This is a genomic window from Nonomuraea sp. NPDC059194 (assembly GCF_042754765.1).
Lineage (GTDB): Bacteria > Actinomycetota > Actinomycetes > Streptosporangiales > Streptosporangiaceae > Nonomuraea.
Genome location: NZ_JBHZBH010000005.1, coordinates 127,030 through 143,524, shown reverse-complemented (window position 1 = coordinate 143,524; position 16,495 = coordinate 127,030). Strand labels below are relative to the sequence as shown.

Sequence of the window (16,495 nt, the reverse complement as noted above, 5' to 3'; positions counted from 1 at the left end):
ACGGTCGCGGGGGTGCGGTTAACCGGCTTATCCCCGCGTTAACCTCGCCTTATCGCAGGATGGGGGATGGTGATGGGGTGAAACGCCTCTTCCTGGCCTGGGTGGTCGCCGCGCTGGTCGCGACGGGCGCCGGCATCGCGGTGCTCGGGCTGCTCGGCGGATCGCTGGGCGGGACGGCGGCCGGCCGTACGATGTCGGACGCCGACGTCCGCGCCGCCCTGGCCGCCGCGACGCCCCCACCCTCCGCTCAACCCCGCCCCTCGCCCTCGAAAGCAACGGCCGCCGGTCAGGCCAAGGCGTTCAGGACCCCTGGCGGGACCGTGGTGGCGGCCTGCGACGCGGGCCTGGTGAAGCTGCGCTCGTGGAGCCCCGCCCAGGGCTACACCACCGACGACGTCGACACCGAATCGCGAGAGAAGGTCACGGTCGAGTTCGAGTCGGGCGAGCGCGACGTCGAGGTCGAGATCCGCTGCGACGGGCAGGACCGCCCCGTCATGACATCTCGGCGCTGAGCGCCTGCTTGGTCAGCGCCGCCTGCCGTTCGATCTGGCCCAGCACGATGGGATTGACCCCCTTGGCCGCGAACCTCGACACCATGCCGTCCATCAGGTCGAAGGCCCGATCCAGGTCGCCCCGCCGCGCCACGGCCCTGGCCAGGCGGCGCGTCACCATGTTGAGCGTGATGTTGTCGATCGTCGCCTCCCGCGCCACCTGGCCCAGCAGCGCGATGCTCTCCCGGGTGTCGGGCGGGCGCACGTGCAGCTTCTTGTCCGGGCCGAGGTCCTTGAACGCGCGCTCGGCGTTCAGGCCCTTCACCATGCGCGCGTAGACGGCCAGCGGGTGGTCGCCGAACCGGTCGATGACCTCCTCCAGCGCCTCGTTGCCCGAGCGCAGCGCAGGGGAGTCGGAGCCCAGCAGCGAGAACAGCTTGCCCTGCTCCTCGCCCAGCATCAGCTCGCCCACCTGGTGGTCGGCGGCGGTGATCGGCTGCCGGACCCGCACCAGGCAGGGGGAGGAGACGATGCGGGAGCCGTCGGCCCCGATGTACTGGCCGCGCACCAGGTAGTCGCCCGGCTGCTGGAAGTAGTGGCCGTCGCGGCCGTGGCCGATGTAGGCGCTGCGGTACATCGCCGGATTGCCGGCGTCGAGCCTGATCTCGGGTGACTCGTCGACGCAGTGGCGCATCATCGGGTGGTACAGGACGGTCCTGCCCGACGGCTGGGTGATGGAGATCTGCGTGAACTCGGTGTCGGGATGCAGGTGGCCGTGCGTCGTACGGGGCTGGCCGGTGGCCGACAGCTTGAGCTCGACGACGACAGGCTCGCCGTACCCGAAGGAGTCCTTCGCCCGCAGCTCCAGCAGCAGCCCCGACCGGTCGGCGACCGGCTGCTCGAACGGGTCGACCTCGGCCGCCCCGGCGCCGAAGGCGTTGGCGCCCATGGCCACGTCGCGGAAGAAGCCGTGCCGCAGGTGGACCAGCTCGGGGTCGGTGAACTGGAACGGGAAGCTCTCCCAGTAGCCGCGTTCGCCACCGGGCCGATAGTTCTGCACGTAGTTCATCCACGACAGGTCGCCGAGGCCGCCGTGCGGGCCGAGCGGCTGGGGCGGGCGGGCCAGGTTCTTCTGCCAGGAGTGCAGCAGGTTGAAGGCGTGGCCGAGCTCGTGCACGTAGGTGCGCAGCTGGGCCCGCTGGGCCTGCGGCGAGTCGCCCTTGATCGCGTCGTGGAAGACGGCGGCGCCCTGACGCTGGCAGCCGTCGTTGTAGTCGAACATGATGCCGCGGAAGCCGCCCACGTGCCTGCTGGCGACCAGCAGCCACACCCGCCACGCCGCCTGGTCGCCGAACGAGGCGAACTGGCTGGTCATCGCGTTGTGCAGCTCGGCGTCGTCCCACGCCAGGTCGTCGCCCGCGCCGTCGACCGGGATCACCCCCGGCTCGGCGAGACGCAGCTCCACGCCCGCCTCGGCGTACGCCTCCGCCACCGTCAGCACCCGCCGGCCCGAGGGGCACGGCAGCGAACCGGTGTCGTAGGAGGCGAACGGCACCGCCCCCACGACCGAGTCCTGCTCCAGCAGCACGCTCCTGAAATACGGCGAGGCGCGCTCGATCCGGTACGTCCTGCCCGCGACCGTCGCCGTAGCCGTGTCGGCGGTGATGGTGACGGTCACGTGCCTGTCGGGCGCGGCGAAGGTGAACGCGCCCTGCCCCTCGATCCGGTCGCCCTGCCGGGTCGTGGAGTGCACGACGAACGAGCCGTGATAGATGGTCGTCGCGCCGGTCGTGGTGAACACGTCGCCGCTGAGCCGCCCGGTGGGTCTCGCTCCGTCGACGTCGACCCTCAGGTCGAGCTGGGATTCACCGTCCTGGCCGCGGTACAGGCCGCTGATGGGGGGCATACGAGGAACATTCCCCCGCCTCGCGGGGCTGTCAATGGGCTCCGCGGACGTGCAGGGCCGCCAGAAGCTCTTCCGAGGCCTTGGTGATGGCCTCGACGGCCGCGTCGAACGCCTCGGCGTTGTGGGCGGCGGGGGCGCGGAAACCCGAGATCTTCCGCACGTACTGCAGAGCCGCGGCGCGCACGTCCTCTTCCGTCACGTCGTCGGTGTACGGCGGGCGCAGCGTCTTGATGCTTCTACACATGCCTCGCACGCTACCTGCCGCCACCGACTTTTCCCCTGCCCGTTACCCGGCCTCAGTAGGATCTCGGCCCGTGAGAATGAGAAAAGGACTCTTAATAGCAGCGGCGGGCGCGGCGCTCATCGCCCTGATCGTCGTCGCCACCAGCTTCTCCCGCGTCAGCACCGAGCCCGACGAGGTCGTGCTCCACTACGCGGGCGGCACCTTCGAGGCGATCAAGTTCGAGCGGTGCATCAACCCCTCCAGCGGAGCCACCTGGCTCGGCCCGGGCGACACCGACTACCACTACCCCTTCGGCCAGCGGACCTTCGACTTCTCCGGCAGGGACGACGCGGAGTCGGGCGGGATCAGCATCGTGTCCCGCGACAACGTCGAGATGAAGGTGTCGGGCTCGGCGACCTTCACGCTCAACACCGACTGCAAGGTCCTGCAGCAGTTCCACGAGAAGATCGGCCGCAAGTTCGGCGCCTACTTCGAGGACGGTTCGTCCAGCGGCTGGACCAGGATGCTCAACTTCTACTTCAAGCAGCCGCTCGACCGGGCGATGGACGCCGCCTCGCAGGAGTTCGAGTGGAAGAAGCTGTTCAACGACCCCACGATCAAGCAGCAGTGGGAGCAGCGGGTCGGCCAGCTGGCCAGGCAGTTCATCAAGGAGACGGCCGGAGCCGAGTACTTCTGCCAGCCCAACTACGCCGGCAGCGGCGACTGCGGTGACGTGGTGCTGACCATCCAGAAGCCGCAGCCGCCCGAGAGCCTCATCAACGCCCTGGCCGCCGAGCAGGCCGCCAAGCAGCAGAACCTGGCCCAGCAGCAGATCAACGCGAAGGTGAAGACGGAGCTCGAGTCAATCCAGGACCTGGTCAGGGTGCTCGGGCCGAACGGCGCGATCCTCTGGAAGGCGATCCAGGACGGCAAGGTCGACGTGGTGCCCGTGCCGCAGAACGGCACGATCAACATCACACCGCGACGCTGAGAGGTCACCAGCCGTTGGTGGAGCTCAGCTCGCGGCCAAAGTCGAGGGCGATCTTCCGCATCCCCTCGGCCAGCTCGTCCCTGTCCAGGGCCTCGATACGCTCGGCGGGGCCCGAGACCGACATGGCCGCCACCACGCGCGCCCCGTCGTTGACCGGCACGGCCAGGCAGTGCACGCCGAGCTCCTCCTCGCCGAGGTCCATGGCGTACCCGCGGTCCCTGACCGTGGCCAGCTCGGCCTGCATGGCCGCGCCGTCGGTGATCGTGTTGGCGGTGCGCCTGGGCATTCCGGTCCGCTCGAACACCGCCATCGCCTCGCCGTCCGGCCGGTCGGCCAGCAGCACCTTGCCCACGGCCGTGCTGTGCGGCAGCACCCTCCTGCCCACCTCGGCGAACATCCGCAGCCTGCGCGGCGAGGGCACCTGCGCCACGTACACGATGAAGTCGCCCTCCAGCACGGCCAGGTTGGCGGTCTCACCCGACAGCTCGACCATCCTGGTGAGGTACGGCTGCGCCCACACCCCCACCATCCGCTCGGCGACCCCGCCCAGCCTGACCAGGGCGCCGCCGAGCGCGTACCTGCGGTCGGACTCCTGCCGCACGTAGCCGCGGGCCAGCAGCGTCTGCAGCAGCCGGTGGATCGTCCCGTACGGCAGGCCGGTGCGGGCCGCGATCTCCGACAGCCCCGCCTCGCCGCCGTGCGCGGCCAGCGCCTCCAGCACGTCGAGCGCCCGGTCGACCGACTGCACGCTCACGCGAGCCTCCCCAGCGCTGAAGGGGACACGCCGCGAAGGGAGGCGTCCAGCACCTCGGCCGTGTGCGCGACCCTGATCTCCTCACCCCGCCGCCGCATCGCCGCCGCGATCTGCATCGTGCACCCCGGATTGGCCGACACCAGCAGCTCCGCCCCCGTCGACCGCACCCTCTCCGCCTTCCTGTCGCCGAGGTCGCGCGCGGCGGCCGGCTGGAAGATGTTGTACGTCCCTGCCGATCCGCAGCACAGGGCCGACTCGGGGATCTCCCGCATCGACAGGCCGGGGATACCGCGCAGCAGTTCCCTCGGCTGCGCCCTGATGCCCTGGGCGTGGGCCAGGTGGCAGGCGTCGTGGTAGGCCACGGTCACCGGCAGCGGGTGCCGTTTCGCCACCGGCCCCAGTTCGGCCAGCCATTCGGCCAGGTCGACGGTCCTGATCGCGCGGGCCCTGGCGGCCCATTCCGGCGAGTCGGCCAGCAGCTCCGGGTACTCCTTCATCGACGAGCCGCAGCCCGCCGCGTTCACCACGACGGTGTCGACCCCGGCCCGCTCGAACGTCCTGATCGTCCGCTTGGCGAACCGCCGCGCCTGCTCCGGCCGCCCCGAGTGCACGCTCAGCGCCCCGCAGCACCCCTGGTGCGGCGGGATCACCACGTCGCACCCCTCCATCGCCAGCACCCGCGCGGTGGCCGCGTTGACCTGCGGGAAGAACTCGCCCTGCACGCACCCGGTCAGCATCCCGACCACCGCCCTGCGCGGCCCCACGGCCGAGACGCGGCGCGGCAGCCGCTGCCGCCTGACCGGAGGCGGCGCGAGGGCGATCATCGCGCCCAGGCTCGGGTGCGCCCGTTCGAGCAGCGGCTGCAGCCGTCTGGCCATCCCGAGCGTCGGCCGCAGCGCGCGCAGCCTGCGCGGGTAGGGGAACAGCCCGAACACCAGCCCGCGCACCGCCCGCTCCTGCGGGTCGCGCACGTGCTCGCGCTCGACCGCGGCGCGGGTCTGCTCGATCAGCCGGTCGTACTGGACGCCGGAAGGGCAGGCGGTCACGCACGCCATGCAGCCCAGGCACGCGTCGAAGTGCCCGGCCATCGCGGGCGTGATGGGCGTGCCCTCGACGTGCTGGCCCATCAGATGGATACGGCCACGCGGGGAGTCCATCTCCTCGCCCCAGAGCACATAAGTGGGGCACGTCGGCAGGCAGAACCCGCAGTGCACGCAGTCCTTGATCAGCTCGGGTTCCATCGGGTCAGATCCCTCCCACGAACCTGCCGGGAGACATCCTGCGCCCGGGATCGAAACGTTCCTTCACGCGCCGCATCAGCGGCAGCGCGCTGATGTCACCCCACCTGTCCACCCCCTGGTACGGCGGAGCGGCCACCACGGTGACCCTGCCGCCGAGCTCGCCGAGCCGTTCCCGCAGCGGCGGCACGTTCGCCACCAGCCGCTCGTCGCCGCCGAGCCACAGGGCCCCCGAGGCCAGGGAGCCGCGCGCCACCGCCGCGCCAAGACCGAGCGTCGCCCGAAGGACCTGGTCGGCGCGTGAGGGCGGGAAGCGCACCTCCAGCAGCACCTCCTCGTCGGGCAGGACACCCCACCACGAGGGAGGGCGCTCCTCGATGGTGGCCGCGCCGCCGGTCAGGGCGGCGAGGGCCTGCGCGCGGGGCAGGGCGGCCGTGCCCTCCACCAGGACGGCCAGCTCGGCCCGCCCGTCGTCGCCCGCCCGGTCGACCTCGATGGCCGCGGGCTCGGCCTGGGAGGCGGCCAGGACGGTGGCGAGCGAGCCCGGGTCGTCTACCTGGCGCACGGTCACCCAACGGCGGTCGGCGGCCCGCGGGTGGAGGCGGAACGTCGCGTCGGCGATCACGCCGAGCGTGCCGTGCGAGCCGGTGAAGAGCTTGCCGAGGTCGTAGCCGGCGACGTTCTTGACCACCTTGCCGCCCGAGCGGGCGACGGTGCCGTCGGCCAGGACGACGGTGATGCCGATGAGCAGGTCGCGGGCCGTGCCGTACCGGAAGGAACGGGGGCCGGCCGTCGCGGTGGCGAGCGTGCCGCCGACGGTCGCGCCCTCCACCGGGACGTCGAGCGCCAGCTCCTGGCCGCGCGTGGCCAGAGCGGCGGCCAGCGCGTCCATGGTGACGCCCGCCTGCACCTTCACCACCAGGTCGCCCGAGGCGTGCTCGACGACCTGGTTGAGGCAGCAGGTGTCGAGCAGCACGTCGCAGCGCTCGGGCGGCGGGCCCCAGTGCAGCTTGGAGCCCCCGCCGACGGGGACGACGGCCAGGTCCTGTTCGGCGGCCGACCTCAGGACGGCGGCGACCTCCTCGGTGCTCTCGGGCAGCGCGACCCAGCGCGGCCGCACGCCCGCCACCTCGTCGTCCGGGCCCGCCTGCCTGACGGTGGCACCGCTCGGCCTCAAAACTGCTCCGCCTTTCCGGACTCGACCAGCGGGTGCACGCCCTTGCGCACGCCCGGCACCTCGCCGCACAGGCGCGGTGTGGGGAACACCTTGCCCGGGTTCGACAGCCCGCGCGGGTCGAACGCGCACCTGACGAGCTGCATGGTGTCGAGGTCGTCGGCCGAGAACATCCTCGGCATGTACCGGGCCTTGTCGACGCCCACGCCGTGCTCGCCGGTGATCGAGCCGCCGTGCTCGATGCACAGGTCGAGGATCCGGCCTGAGACGATCTCGGCCCGCTCGCCCGCGCCCGGCTCGGCGTCGTCGAACAGCACCAGCGGGTGCAGGTTGCCGTCACCGGCGTGGAAGACGTTGGCGACCCTGATGCCGTGCTCGTGGGAGAGCCTGTCGATGCCGGCCAGGACCGCGGGCAGCGCGGTGCGCGGCACCACGCCGTCCTGGACGATGTAGGCGGGGCTGATGCGCCCGACCGCGGCGAAGGCCGACTTGCGGCCCTTCCAGATCGCCGCCCGCTCCTCGGCGCTCGCGGCCACCCGCAGCTCGAAGGCGCCCGAGCAGATCTTCTCGAGCTGCTCGAACTGCGTCTCGACCTCCGCACGCGGCCCGTCCAGCTCGACGATCAGCACGGCGCCCGCGCCCTCCGGGTAGCGGCAGGCGACGGCGGCCTCGGCGGCGGCGATGGCCAGCGCGTCCATCATCTCGATCGCCGCGGGCACGATGCCCGCCGCGATGATCGCCGACACCGCCTCGCCGCCGCGCTCGATGCTGTCGAAGGCCGCCAGCACCGTGGTCACGGTCTCGGGAGCGCGGCTGAGCCGTACGGTCACCTTGGTCGTGATCCCCAGCGTGCCCTCGGACCCGACGAACGTGCCGAGCAGGTCGTAGCCGGGGTCGTGGCGGTCGAGGACGACGATGTCGCCGTCGGGCGTGACGATCTCGCAGGCCTCGACGTGGTTGACGGTGAAGCCGTACTTCAGGCAGTGCGCGCCGCCGGAGTTCTCCGCCACGTTGCCGCCGATCGAGCAGATCTGCTGGCTGGAGGGGTCGGGCGCGTAGTAGTAGCCCTGGTCGCGGACCGCCTCGGTGATCGCCAGGTTCGTCACGCCCGGCTCGACGACGGCCCTGCGGTTGGGCAGGTCGATCTCCACGATCGACCGCATCCGCGAGGTGACGATCAGCACGCCGTCGGTGCGGGGGAGCGCGCCGCCGGAAAGGCCCGTGCCGGAGCCGCGCGCCACGAACGGCACGCCGTACTCGTTGCACAGCCTGACCACCGCCGCGACCTGCGCGGCGCTCTCGGGCAGGACGGCGACGCCCGGCACGGCACGGTGATAGGTGAGGCCGTCGCACTCGTAGGTGCGCAGCCGCACCGGATCGGTGATCACCGAGTCGTCCGGCAGGAACGCCCGCAGGCCCTCGGTGAGCGCGTTCGAGATCATGGACACCTCCCCGGGACCGGGCGCTCCGGCCGGTCCCGGGTCAGAAAGCTACGGCATTCGGGCATAGGCGGGCAGGGTGAGGAACTCGGCGAAGTCGTCGTTGAGCGCGACCTCCTTGAACAACGCCTCGGCCTGGCCGTACAGCCGCTCGTCGTAGCCGGGCTCGGCGGCGATCTTGGCGAGCTCCTCCGCGATGATCTGCTCGACCAGTTCCTTGGTCACCAGCGCGCCGCTGTCGGCGAGCGTGATGCCGTTGTGGATCCACTGCCAGATCTGGGAGCGGGAGATCTCGGCGGTGGCCGCGTCCTCCATGAGGTTGTGGATGGCGACCGCGCCGAGCCCGCCCATCCAGGCGGCCAGGTAGCGCAGGGCGACGTCCACGTTGTTGCGCAGGCCGTTCTCGGTGATGTCGCCGGGGGTGGCGGAGACGTTGAGCAGGTCGGCGGCCGACACCTCGACGTCCTCGCGGAGCCGGTCGAGCTGGTTGGGCCGGTCGCCGAGCACGGCGGTGAAGACCTCGCGGCAGATCGGCACCAGGTCGGGGTGGGCCACCCACGAGCCGTCGAAGCCGTCGCCCGACTCGCGCGTCTTGTCGGACCTGACCTTGTCGAGGGCGACGGCGTTGACCTCCGGGTCCCTGCGGCTGGGGATGAAGGCGGCCATGCCGCCGATGGCGTGGGCGCCCCGCTTGTGGCAGCTGCGCACCAGCAGCTCGGTGTAGGCGCGCATGAACGGCGCGGTCATCGTCACCGCGTTGCGCTCGGGCAGCAGGAACTCGCGGCCCCTGGTGCGGAACTTCTTGATGACGCTGAACAGGTAGTCCCAGCGGCCCGCGTTGAGCCCGGCGGAGTGGTCGCGCAGCTCGTAGAGGATCTCCTCCATCTCGAACGCGGCCGGATAGGTCTCGATCAGCACGGTCGCCCTGATCGTGCCGTTGTCCAGGCCGAGGGCGCGCTGGGCGTGGACGAAGACGTCGTTCCAGAGGCGGGCCTCCAGGTGCGACTCCATCTTCGGCAGGTAGAAGTAGGGGCCTTTGCCCTTGGCGATCTGCCGCGACGCGCAGTGGAAGAGGTAGAGGCCGAAGTCGAACAGGGAGGCCGCGACCTCCTGCCCGTCGACCAGGGCGTGCTTCTCGTTGAGGTGCCAGCCGCGCGGCCGCACGACGATGGTGGCCAGCTCGGCGTCGGGCTTGAGCGTGTAGCTCTTGCCGCCGGTCTCGAAGTCGATCGTGCGGTCGAGCGCGTCGCGCAGGTTGAGCTGGCCGCTGACGGAGTTCTCCCACAGCGGGGAGTTGGCGTCCTCGAAGTCGGCCAGCCACACCTTGGCCCCGGAGTTGAGGGCGTTGATGGTCATCTTGCGGTCGACCGGCCCGGTGATCTCGACCCTGCGGTCCTCAAGGCCCGGCGCGGGCGGCGCGACCTGCCAGTCGCCCTCCCTGACCGCCTTGGTCTCGGCGAGGAAGTCGAGCGTGCCGCCGGCCGACAGCTCGGCCTGCCTGGCCTGCCGCGCTTCCAGGAGCTCCAGGCGCCTGGCGTCGAACTTCCGGTGGAGCTCCGCCACGAAGGCCAGCGCCTCCGGCGTGAGGATCTCCTCGAACCGGTCGAGCATCGGGCCGGTGATCTCCATTGGAGCCTCTTTCCGCATCGTGGTTTCCACATGATGGAAAAACAGTTCTGGATTATGGAAGCGACGCTACTTCACGGGGTCGGTCCGGGACAAGGCAAGGGGGATCCCCGATGCTGCCTTTCCCCTCGCCGAGAGAGCATGGAGGTATGACGACGAAAGGCGTGATCGCCCTGGGTGCGCTGGCGGTCGCCGCCACGGCGCTGACCGGCTGCGCGGTCGTCGGGACGGGCAACGCCGCCGACGAGAAGACCGAGACCTACGTGGTGTCGGACAAGGTCGCCGTCCTCGACGTCAAGAGCGGGGCGGGCGACATCGTGGTCACCGAGACCGACAGGACCGGGGTCAAGGTCACGGAGAAGCGGCACTGGAAGGACCACCCGCCCGAGGTCACGCACGAGGTCAGCGGCGACACCCTCGCGCTCTTCTACGACTGCAAGGACTACGACGGCTGCTGGGTCGACTACACGATCGAGATCCCCAAGGGCCTCAAGGTCAAGGCCGACGCCGGCTCCGGCGACGTCAGCCTGCGCTCGCTGACAGGGGAGATCGAGGCGAAGGCGGGCTCGGGCGAGATCGACGCCAACGGGCTCAAGGGCAAGCGCGTCCTCGCCGAGACCGGTTCGGGCTCGATCGAGCTGAAGTTCGCGGGCCAGCCCGACAACGTGGAGGTGGAGGCGGGCTCCGGCGACGCCACGCTCTACCTCCCCTCGGGGCCGTACGACGTCACCACCGACACCGGTTCCGGCGACGCCCAGGTGAAGGTGACCGACGACGCCAACGCGCCGCGCAAGGTCCTGGTCACCACCGGCTCCGGCGACGTGCGGGTTCTCCCGCTTTAACCAGGTGACTGAGTGGCCGCACGTCGGGGATGATTCTGGGACGTCCGAACGTTCCCTCTTAGAGATGACACGAATGCACAACGACTCCCGTACTCGCTACACGCGTGACTCCGCTGCCAACGCCGCCTTCGACGACGTCGATGACGTCGAGCTCGGCGAGCTGGATCTGGAAGAGCGCAACGCGCTCCGCCGTGTGGCGGGTCTGTCCACCGAACTTCAGGACGTCACCGAGGTCGAGTACCGTCAGCTACGGCTGGAGCGGGTCGTCCTCGTGGGCGTCTGGACCTCGGGCACGGCGGCCGAAGCCGACAACTCGCTCATGGAGCTCAAGCTCCTGGCCGAGACCGCGGGCTCAGAGGTCCTCGACGGCCTCATCCAGCGGCGGCAGAGCCCCGATCCCGCCACCTACATCGGCTCGGGCAAGGCGCTCGAGCTGCGCGACGTGGTCGAGTCGACCGGCGCCGACACCGTGATCTGCGACGGCGAGCTGAGCCCCGGCCAGCTGCGCCAGCTCGAAGAAGTGGTGAAGGTCAAGGTCATCGACCGCACGGCGCTGATCCTCGACATCTTCGCCCAGCACGCCAAGAGCCGCGAGGGCAAGGCCCAGGTCGAGCTGGCCCAGCTGCAGTACCTCCTGCCGCGCCTGCGTGGCTGGGGTGGCAACCTGTCCAGGCAGGTCGGCGGTCGCGCCGCCGGCGGCGTGGGCATCGGCGGCCGCGGTCCCGGTGAGACCAAGATCGAGCTGGACCGCCGCCGCATCCGCGAGCGCATGGCCAAGCTCCGCCGCCAGATCGCCGGCATGTCCACCGCGCGCGAGACCATGCGCGCGCACAGGGCGGGCCGCGAGGTCCCTGCCGTCGCCATCGCCGGCTACACCAACGCGGGCAAGTCCTCGCTGCTCAACCGCGTCACCGGCGCGGGCGTGCTGGTCGAGGACGCGCTGTTCGCCACCCTCGATCCGACCGTGCGCAAGGCGCGTACGCCGGAGGGCAGGCTGTTCACGATCGCCGACACCGTCGGGTTCGTACGGCTGCTGCCGACCCAGCTGATCGAGGCGTTCCGCTCCACGCTCGAGGAGGTCGCCGACGCCGACCTGATCCTCCACGTGGTCGACGGCTCGCACCCCGATCCCGAGGGCCAGCTCAGCGCGGTCCGCCAGGTGTTCTCCGAGATCGAGGGCGCGCTCGACGTGCCCGAGATCGTGGTGATCAACAAGGCCGACGCCGCCGATCAGGAGGTGCTCGACCGGCTCACCAGGAGCGAGCGCGACAGCGTCGTCGTCTCGGCCCGCACGGGCGCGGGGCTCGACGAGCTGATGGCCGCGATCGAGCGCGAGCTGCCCAGGCTGGACCACGAGGTGTCCATGCTGGTGCCGTACGACAGGGGAGACCTGATCTCCCGGGCGCACGCGGAGGGCGAGGTGATCTCCGTCGAGCACGTCGGCGAGGGCACCATCCTCCACGCTCGCGTGCTGCCGAGCCTCTTCCACGATCTGGAACAGGTGGGCAAGCCCGTCGAGCGGGTGTGAGCTGCGAAAATCGCGCGGGGATTCCCCGCGCGATTTTCTCATTCTCGGACAAAAGCCGCAGTGGTTCTTGAACGCTTGGATTGCTACCATAAACCAAGCCTTACGACACTGATGGCGCGGGTATCGAGATGGCTGCTGCGAGTGATGTCGCCCGCCCCAAGGGACACATGCGTTGTTTTGGTGCGCATGCTTTCTTCCGAATAACTCTGTACAGCGAGCCGACCTGTGAAATAACGTAACTGAACTGAAATCGCCGGATCATGAGCCCCGGCGACCGGTCACCGCACCATCAGTGCGGATGAGACAGGAGACCCCCGATGTCGGCCGGACCCGGAGCGGACTCAGTGGGCGCGGCAGCCGCCGCTCGCTGTCCGCTGCCCAAGTGCGGGGTGGTGCGATGACCGTTCGGCTGCTCACCAACATCGGCCGCATGTGGACCGGCAACGACGTCATCAGCAACGCGGCCCTCCTCGTGCACAACGACCGCATCGCCTGGGTGGGCCGTGCGGCCGACCTGCCGCAGAGCGTCCCCGGCGTCGTCGACGACATCGTCGACGTCGACCAGGTCGAAAACCTCAGCGGCGCGCTCGTCACCCCCGGCCTCATCGACGCCCACACCCACCCCGTCTACGCCGGCAACCGCTACGCCGAGATGGCCATGCGCTCCAGCGGTTCCTCCTCCTCGGCGATCAACGCGGCCGGCGGCGGCATCGCCTCCACCGTCACCGTGACCCGCGGCACCGACCCGTGGACCCTCTGCAACGGCGTGCGCGAGCGGCTGCGCTCATGGCTGCTCAGCGGCACCACCACGGTCGAGGCCAAGACCGGCTACCACCTCACCCGCGACGGCGAACTGGCCGACGTGCGGCTCCTGCGCGAGCTGGAGAAGGAGCCGATGATGCCGCGCGTGCACGTCACCTTCCTCGCCGCGCACGTCGTGCCGCCGGAATACTTCGGCCGCCAGCGCGACTACGTCGAGGCCGTGGGCGCCTGGTGCGCCGACGCGGCCGCCGCGGGCGCCGACAGCGTTGACGTCTACTGCGACGAGGGCCACTTCACCACCGAGGAGTCGCGCTGGGTGCTGGCCTCGGGGCGCAACGTGGGCCTGCTGCCCCGCGTCCACGCCGGCGCCTACAGCCGCCGCGGCGCCGTCCAACTGGCCGCCGAGCTCGGCTGCGCCTCGGCCGACCTGCTCCACCACACCTCCGACGAGGACATCGCGGTCCTTTCCCGCTACGGCGTGCCCGCCGTGCTCTGCCCCGCCACCGCGATGCAGCGCGGCAGCCTTCCGCCGGTCCGCCGGATGATCTCCCAGGGCGTCACGATCGCGCTCGGCAGCGACCACAACCCCGGACACTGCGGCATCACCTCGATGTCGCTGGTCATCAGCCTGGCCGTGGCGGCGTTCGGGATGAGCGTCGGCGACGCGCTGCGCGCGGCCACCCTCGGCGGCGCCACCGTGCTCGGCGCGCCCGACAGGGGCGTGCTCGCGCCCGGACGGCTGGCCGACATCGTCCAGTGGGACGCCGACCACGAGGGCGCCTTCGCCTGGTCCTTCGGGCTCAAGCCGCGCCGGGTCTGGCGGGGCGGGACCCCGGTCCAGTAGTTAACCTTTCCGGTATGCCACCTTCGGTCGCGATCGTCACCGACTCCACGGCCTACCTGCCGGCCGTACCCCCAGGGGTGACGGTGGTGCCGCTCCAGGTGATCGTGGGCGGCCGGCCGTACGACGAGGGGACGCAGGCCGGCATCGGCGAGTGGACCCCCGTGACCACCTCCCGCCCCGCACCCCACCGCTTCGCCGAGGTCTACGCCGAGGCGTTCTCCTCCGGTGCCTCCGGGGTGGTCTCGGTGCACCTTTCCGGCGACCTGTCTGGTACGGCGGAAGCCGCCCGGCTGGCCGCCGCGGAGGCCGCAGGTCCCGTCGAGGTGGTCGACAGCAGGTCGATCGCGATGGGTCTCGGCTTCCCCGTCCTGGCCGCCGTGCGGGCCGCCGGCGCCGGGCGGACACTGGAGGAGGTCGCGACGATCGCCAGGACGTCGGCCGCGCGCACCCAGACGTACTTCTACGTCGACACCCTCGAATACCTGCGCCGAGGCGGACGCATCGGGGCGGCGGCGACACTCGTCGGCTCGGCGCTGGCGATCAAGCCACTGCTGCGGATCGACGGCGGGCGGATCGTGCCGCTGGAGAAGGTCCGCACGGCCGCGCGGGCCATCGCCCGGCTGGAGGACCTGGCCGTGGCCGCGGCGGGATTCGGGGCGGCGGGGGAGGAGCCGGTCGACGTGGCCGTCCAGCACCTGTCCGCGCAGGGACGAGCCGAGGCGCTGGCGGAGCGGCTGGCCAAGCGGCTGCGGAAGCTGGTACGGCTGAGCGTGGTCGAGGTCGGGGCGGTGATCGGCGTCCACGTGGGGCCCGGAGCGCTGGGCATCACGGTGTCGCCCTCGTCCTGACGTTATCCACAGAACCGGGTTCGGCCGGTTGGCCGGTGGGGTGGGTGGCCTACCTTTCCGCGTGTGCGGAACTCAGAGGAGAACGTCGAACGAGCCGTGGCCGTCAGGCGGCTGCGGCGGCTCCGGCGCGCCCGTGGCGGCGTCCCCTCCGCGGCCGGCGACTCCGTCCAGATGGGCGATGTCCCTCTTCCCCGTGGGCACGAGCCCATCGGGCGGGTGCGGGGTGATGCCACGCTGCCGTCGCGCCAGATCTCCGCCGACGACCTCTCCGCGTGGGCACCGAGCCTCGTCCCGCCTTCGGCGTCGCGGCGGACCCCAAGCCACGGCCCCGCGGATCCTCGCCTCTCCGCTGAGGCGTCAAGCGACCTCTCCTCGATCCTTCCTCCACACGACGGCCCTTCTGCGGGGGCGCCGAACGTCGTCCCGCTTTCGTCGTCGCGGGCCGGAGATCATGGCCCTGGGGACCCGGCGGCCTCTCCCGCGGCGTCGGGCGATCTCCCCTCGATTCCTGCAGCCGACCCCTCTGTGGGGGCGTCGAGCGTCGTCCCGCTTTCGTCGTTGTCGCGGAGCGGAGGCCATGCGCCCGTGGACCCGCCCGCCTCCCAGGAGGTCCCAGCCGGCCTCCCATCCGTTCTCCGTAGGCCTCCAGCCGACGGCCTCACCGCGTGGGCGCCGAGCCTCGTCTCGCCTTCGGAGTCGCGGCGGATCCCAAGCCGCGGTCCGGTGGACACGGCGGCCTCTCCCGGGGCGTCTGACGACCTTCCCTCGACCCCCCGTAGGCCGCGAGCCGACGACCTCGTCACGCGCTCCTCCCGCGGGTCGCGGGGTGATGACGGCGACCTTGCCACGCACCCTTCCCACTGGTCGGGGGACCATCGCGACGACCTTGCCACGCGCTCCTCCCGACGGTCGCGGGGTGATGACGGCGACCTTGCCATGCACCCCTCCCACTGGTGGCGGGATGATGACGACGACTTCGCCCTTCCGTCCTCCACCACCCATCGAACACGCCGCGAATCCCGCGCACCCGGTCACGATCGACCCGACGACGCCCGAGCCAACCTCTCGCCGCCCGTCCCGTCCTCCTTCGCCGCCTTCCGCGCGGCCGTCACCGCCCAGGCTCCCGCACTCGACCCCGGACGCCCAGGTCTGCGTGTCCTCGTGGCCCTCGGTCTCGTCGCAGCCCTCATCGGCGGCATCTACGCCTGGCGCGCCAGCCCCACCCCCGAACCCCTCGCCGCCCCACCCCCGATCAGTGGATCGGCCGCATCCCCCGCCGTCATCGCCACCCCATCGGTCACGTCGTCGGTGCTGGTCCACGTCGCGGGCAAGGTACGAAAGCCGGGCGTCTACACCCTCCCCACCGGATCCCGGGTCGCCGACGCCGTCCAGGCGGCGGGAGGCGTACGCACCGGAACCCCCACCGGATCGGTCAACCTCGCCAGACGCCTGATCGACGGCGAGCAGATCGTCGTCGGCGCACCAGGCGCCCCAAGCGCAGGCGGAACGGTCGCCGCCGCGCCCGTCGCCGACATCCTCGACCTCAACACGGCCACCACAGACCAGCTCGAGCAGTTACCAGGAGTAGGCGAGGTGCTCGCAGCCCGCATAGCGGAGTTCCGCACCACCCATGGCGGATTCCGCAGCGTCGACCAGCTCCGCGACGTCACCGGTATCGGTGAGCGCAAATACGCCGAACTGAAGGACAAGGTCCGCGTCTGACACCACCCAACCAGCGGGAGGGAGTCTGGATCCGAGGACCGTGTCCAGGCGGGCGCGGGCATGGCCCTGTACGGGTTGGAGCGTGCGTTGTTCGTGTGGCGGCGTCC

At 71.1% G+C, this 16,495-nt stretch carries 14 protein-coding genes; 7 read left to right on the top strand and 7 right to left on the bottom strand.

Annotated elements, in window-relative coordinates; all coding sequences use genetic code 11:
- Positions 1-77 precede the first annotated feature (77 nt).
- Positions 78-512 (top strand): hypothetical protein, encoded by a 435-nt coding sequence (locus ACFXJ8_RS09645; RefSeq protein ID WP_379643402.1) that lies wholly within the window; start codon positions 78-80, stop codon positions 510-512.
- Here the strand turns inward: ACFXJ8_RS09645 and ACFXJ8_RS09640 are convergent.
- Together ACFXJ8_RS09640 and ACFXJ8_RS09635 are read right to left on the bottom strand one after the other, a co-directional pair.
- On the bottom strand, positions 493-2,397 hold the full coding sequence (locus ACFXJ8_RS09640; RefSeq protein WP_379643401.1) for a hypothetical protein: 1,905 nt from the start codon (positions 2,395-2,397) through the stop codon (positions 493-495). The genes ACFXJ8_RS09645 and ACFXJ8_RS09640 overlap by 20 nt on opposite strands.
- Positions 2,398-2,428: 31 nt before the next feature.
- On the bottom strand, positions 2,429-2,641 hold the full coding sequence (locus ACFXJ8_RS09635) for a DUF2277 domain-containing protein (RefSeq protein ID WP_379643400.1): 213 nt from the start codon (positions 2,639-2,641) through the stop codon (positions 2,429-2,431).
- A 76-nt stretch (positions 2,642-2,717) separates the two neighbouring features.
- On the opposite strand from ACFXJ8_RS09635, the gene ACFXJ8_RS09630 reads away from it, so the two are divergent.
- Complete coding sequence (locus ACFXJ8_RS09630) at positions 2,718-3,611, top strand: SPFH domain-containing protein (RefSeq protein WP_379643399.1); 894 nt, start codon at positions 2,718-2,720, stop codon at positions 3,609-3,611.
- Between the two features lie 4 nt (positions 3,612-3,615).
- On the opposite strand, the gene ACFXJ8_RS09625 is transcribed toward ACFXJ8_RS09630, so the two are convergent.
- From ACFXJ8_RS09625 to aceB, 5 genes are read right to left on the bottom strand one after another with little or no spacing between them, the layout of a single operon-like run.
- Positions 3,616-4,365: an IclR family transcriptional regulator gene (locus ACFXJ8_RS09625; protein WP_379643398.1), complete on the bottom strand. Its 750-nt coding sequence runs from the start codon at positions 4,363-4,365 to the stop codon at positions 3,616-3,618.
- Positions 4,362-5,606, bottom strand: a complete 1,245-nt coding sequence (locus ACFXJ8_RS09620; protein ID WP_379643397.1) for a (Fe-S)-binding protein — start codon at positions 5,604-5,606, stop codon at positions 4,362-4,364. Before ACFXJ8_RS09620 ends, ACFXJ8_RS09625 begins: the two co-directional genes overlap by 4 nt.
- A 4-nt stretch (positions 5,607-5,610) precedes the next feature.
- Positions 5,611-6,780, bottom strand: a complete 1,170-nt coding sequence (locus tag ACFXJ8_RS09615; protein ID WP_379643396.1) for an FAD-binding oxidoreductase — start codon at positions 6,778-6,780, stop codon at positions 5,611-5,613.
- Entirely contained in the window at positions 6,777-8,219 is a 1,443-nt protein-coding gene (locus ACFXJ8_RS09610) for an FAD-linked oxidase C-terminal domain-containing protein (protein ID WP_379643395.1), read from the bottom strand. The genes ACFXJ8_RS09615 and ACFXJ8_RS09610 overlap by 4 nt, the downstream gene beginning before the upstream one ends.
- Positions 8,220-8,267: 48 nt before the next feature.
- Positions 8,268-9,845 (bottom strand): malate synthase A, encoded by a 1,578-nt coding sequence (gene aceB / locus ACFXJ8_RS09605; protein ID WP_379643394.1) that lies wholly within the window; start codon positions 9,843-9,845, stop codon positions 8,268-8,270.
- Between the two features lie 146 nt (positions 9,846-9,991).
- Here aceB and ACFXJ8_RS09600 point away from each other — a divergent pair, with 146 nt between their 5' ends.
- From ACFXJ8_RS09600 to ACFXJ8_RS09580, 5 genes are all read left to right on the top strand, one after another.
- Complete coding sequence (locus ACFXJ8_RS09600; RefSeq protein WP_379643393.1) at positions 9,992-10,684, top strand: DUF4097 family beta strand repeat-containing protein; 693 nt, start codon at positions 9,992-9,994, stop codon at positions 10,682-10,684.
- Positions 10,685-10,757: 73 nt separating this feature from the next.
- Positions 10,758-12,212 carry a GTPase HflX gene (gene hflX, locus ACFXJ8_RS09595; RefSeq protein ID WP_379643551.1) on the top strand — a complete coding sequence of 485 codons (1,455 nt, stop codon included), beginning with the start codon at positions 10,758-10,760 and terminating at the stop codon, positions 12,210-12,212.
- 397 nt (positions 12,213-12,609) lie between these two features.
- The gene (hutI, locus tag ACFXJ8_RS09590; protein WP_379643392.1) at positions 12,610-13,818 is read left to right on the top strand and encodes an imidazolonepropionase; all 1,209 of its coding nucleotides are present in this window, start codon (positions 12,610-12,612) and stop codon (positions 13,816-13,818) included.
- 14 nt (positions 13,819-13,832) lie between these two features.
- Positions 13,833-14,666: a DegV family protein gene (locus tag ACFXJ8_RS09585; RefSeq protein ID WP_379643391.1), complete on the top strand. Its 834-nt coding sequence runs from the start codon at positions 13,833-13,835 to the stop codon at positions 14,664-14,666.
- A gap of 936 nt (positions 14,667-15,602) precedes the next feature.
- Entirely contained in the window at positions 15,603-16,388 is a 786-nt protein-coding gene (locus ACFXJ8_RS09580; RefSeq protein ID WP_379643390.1) for a helix-hairpin-helix domain-containing protein, read from the top strand.
- Positions 16,389-16,495: the final 107 nt, after the last annotated feature.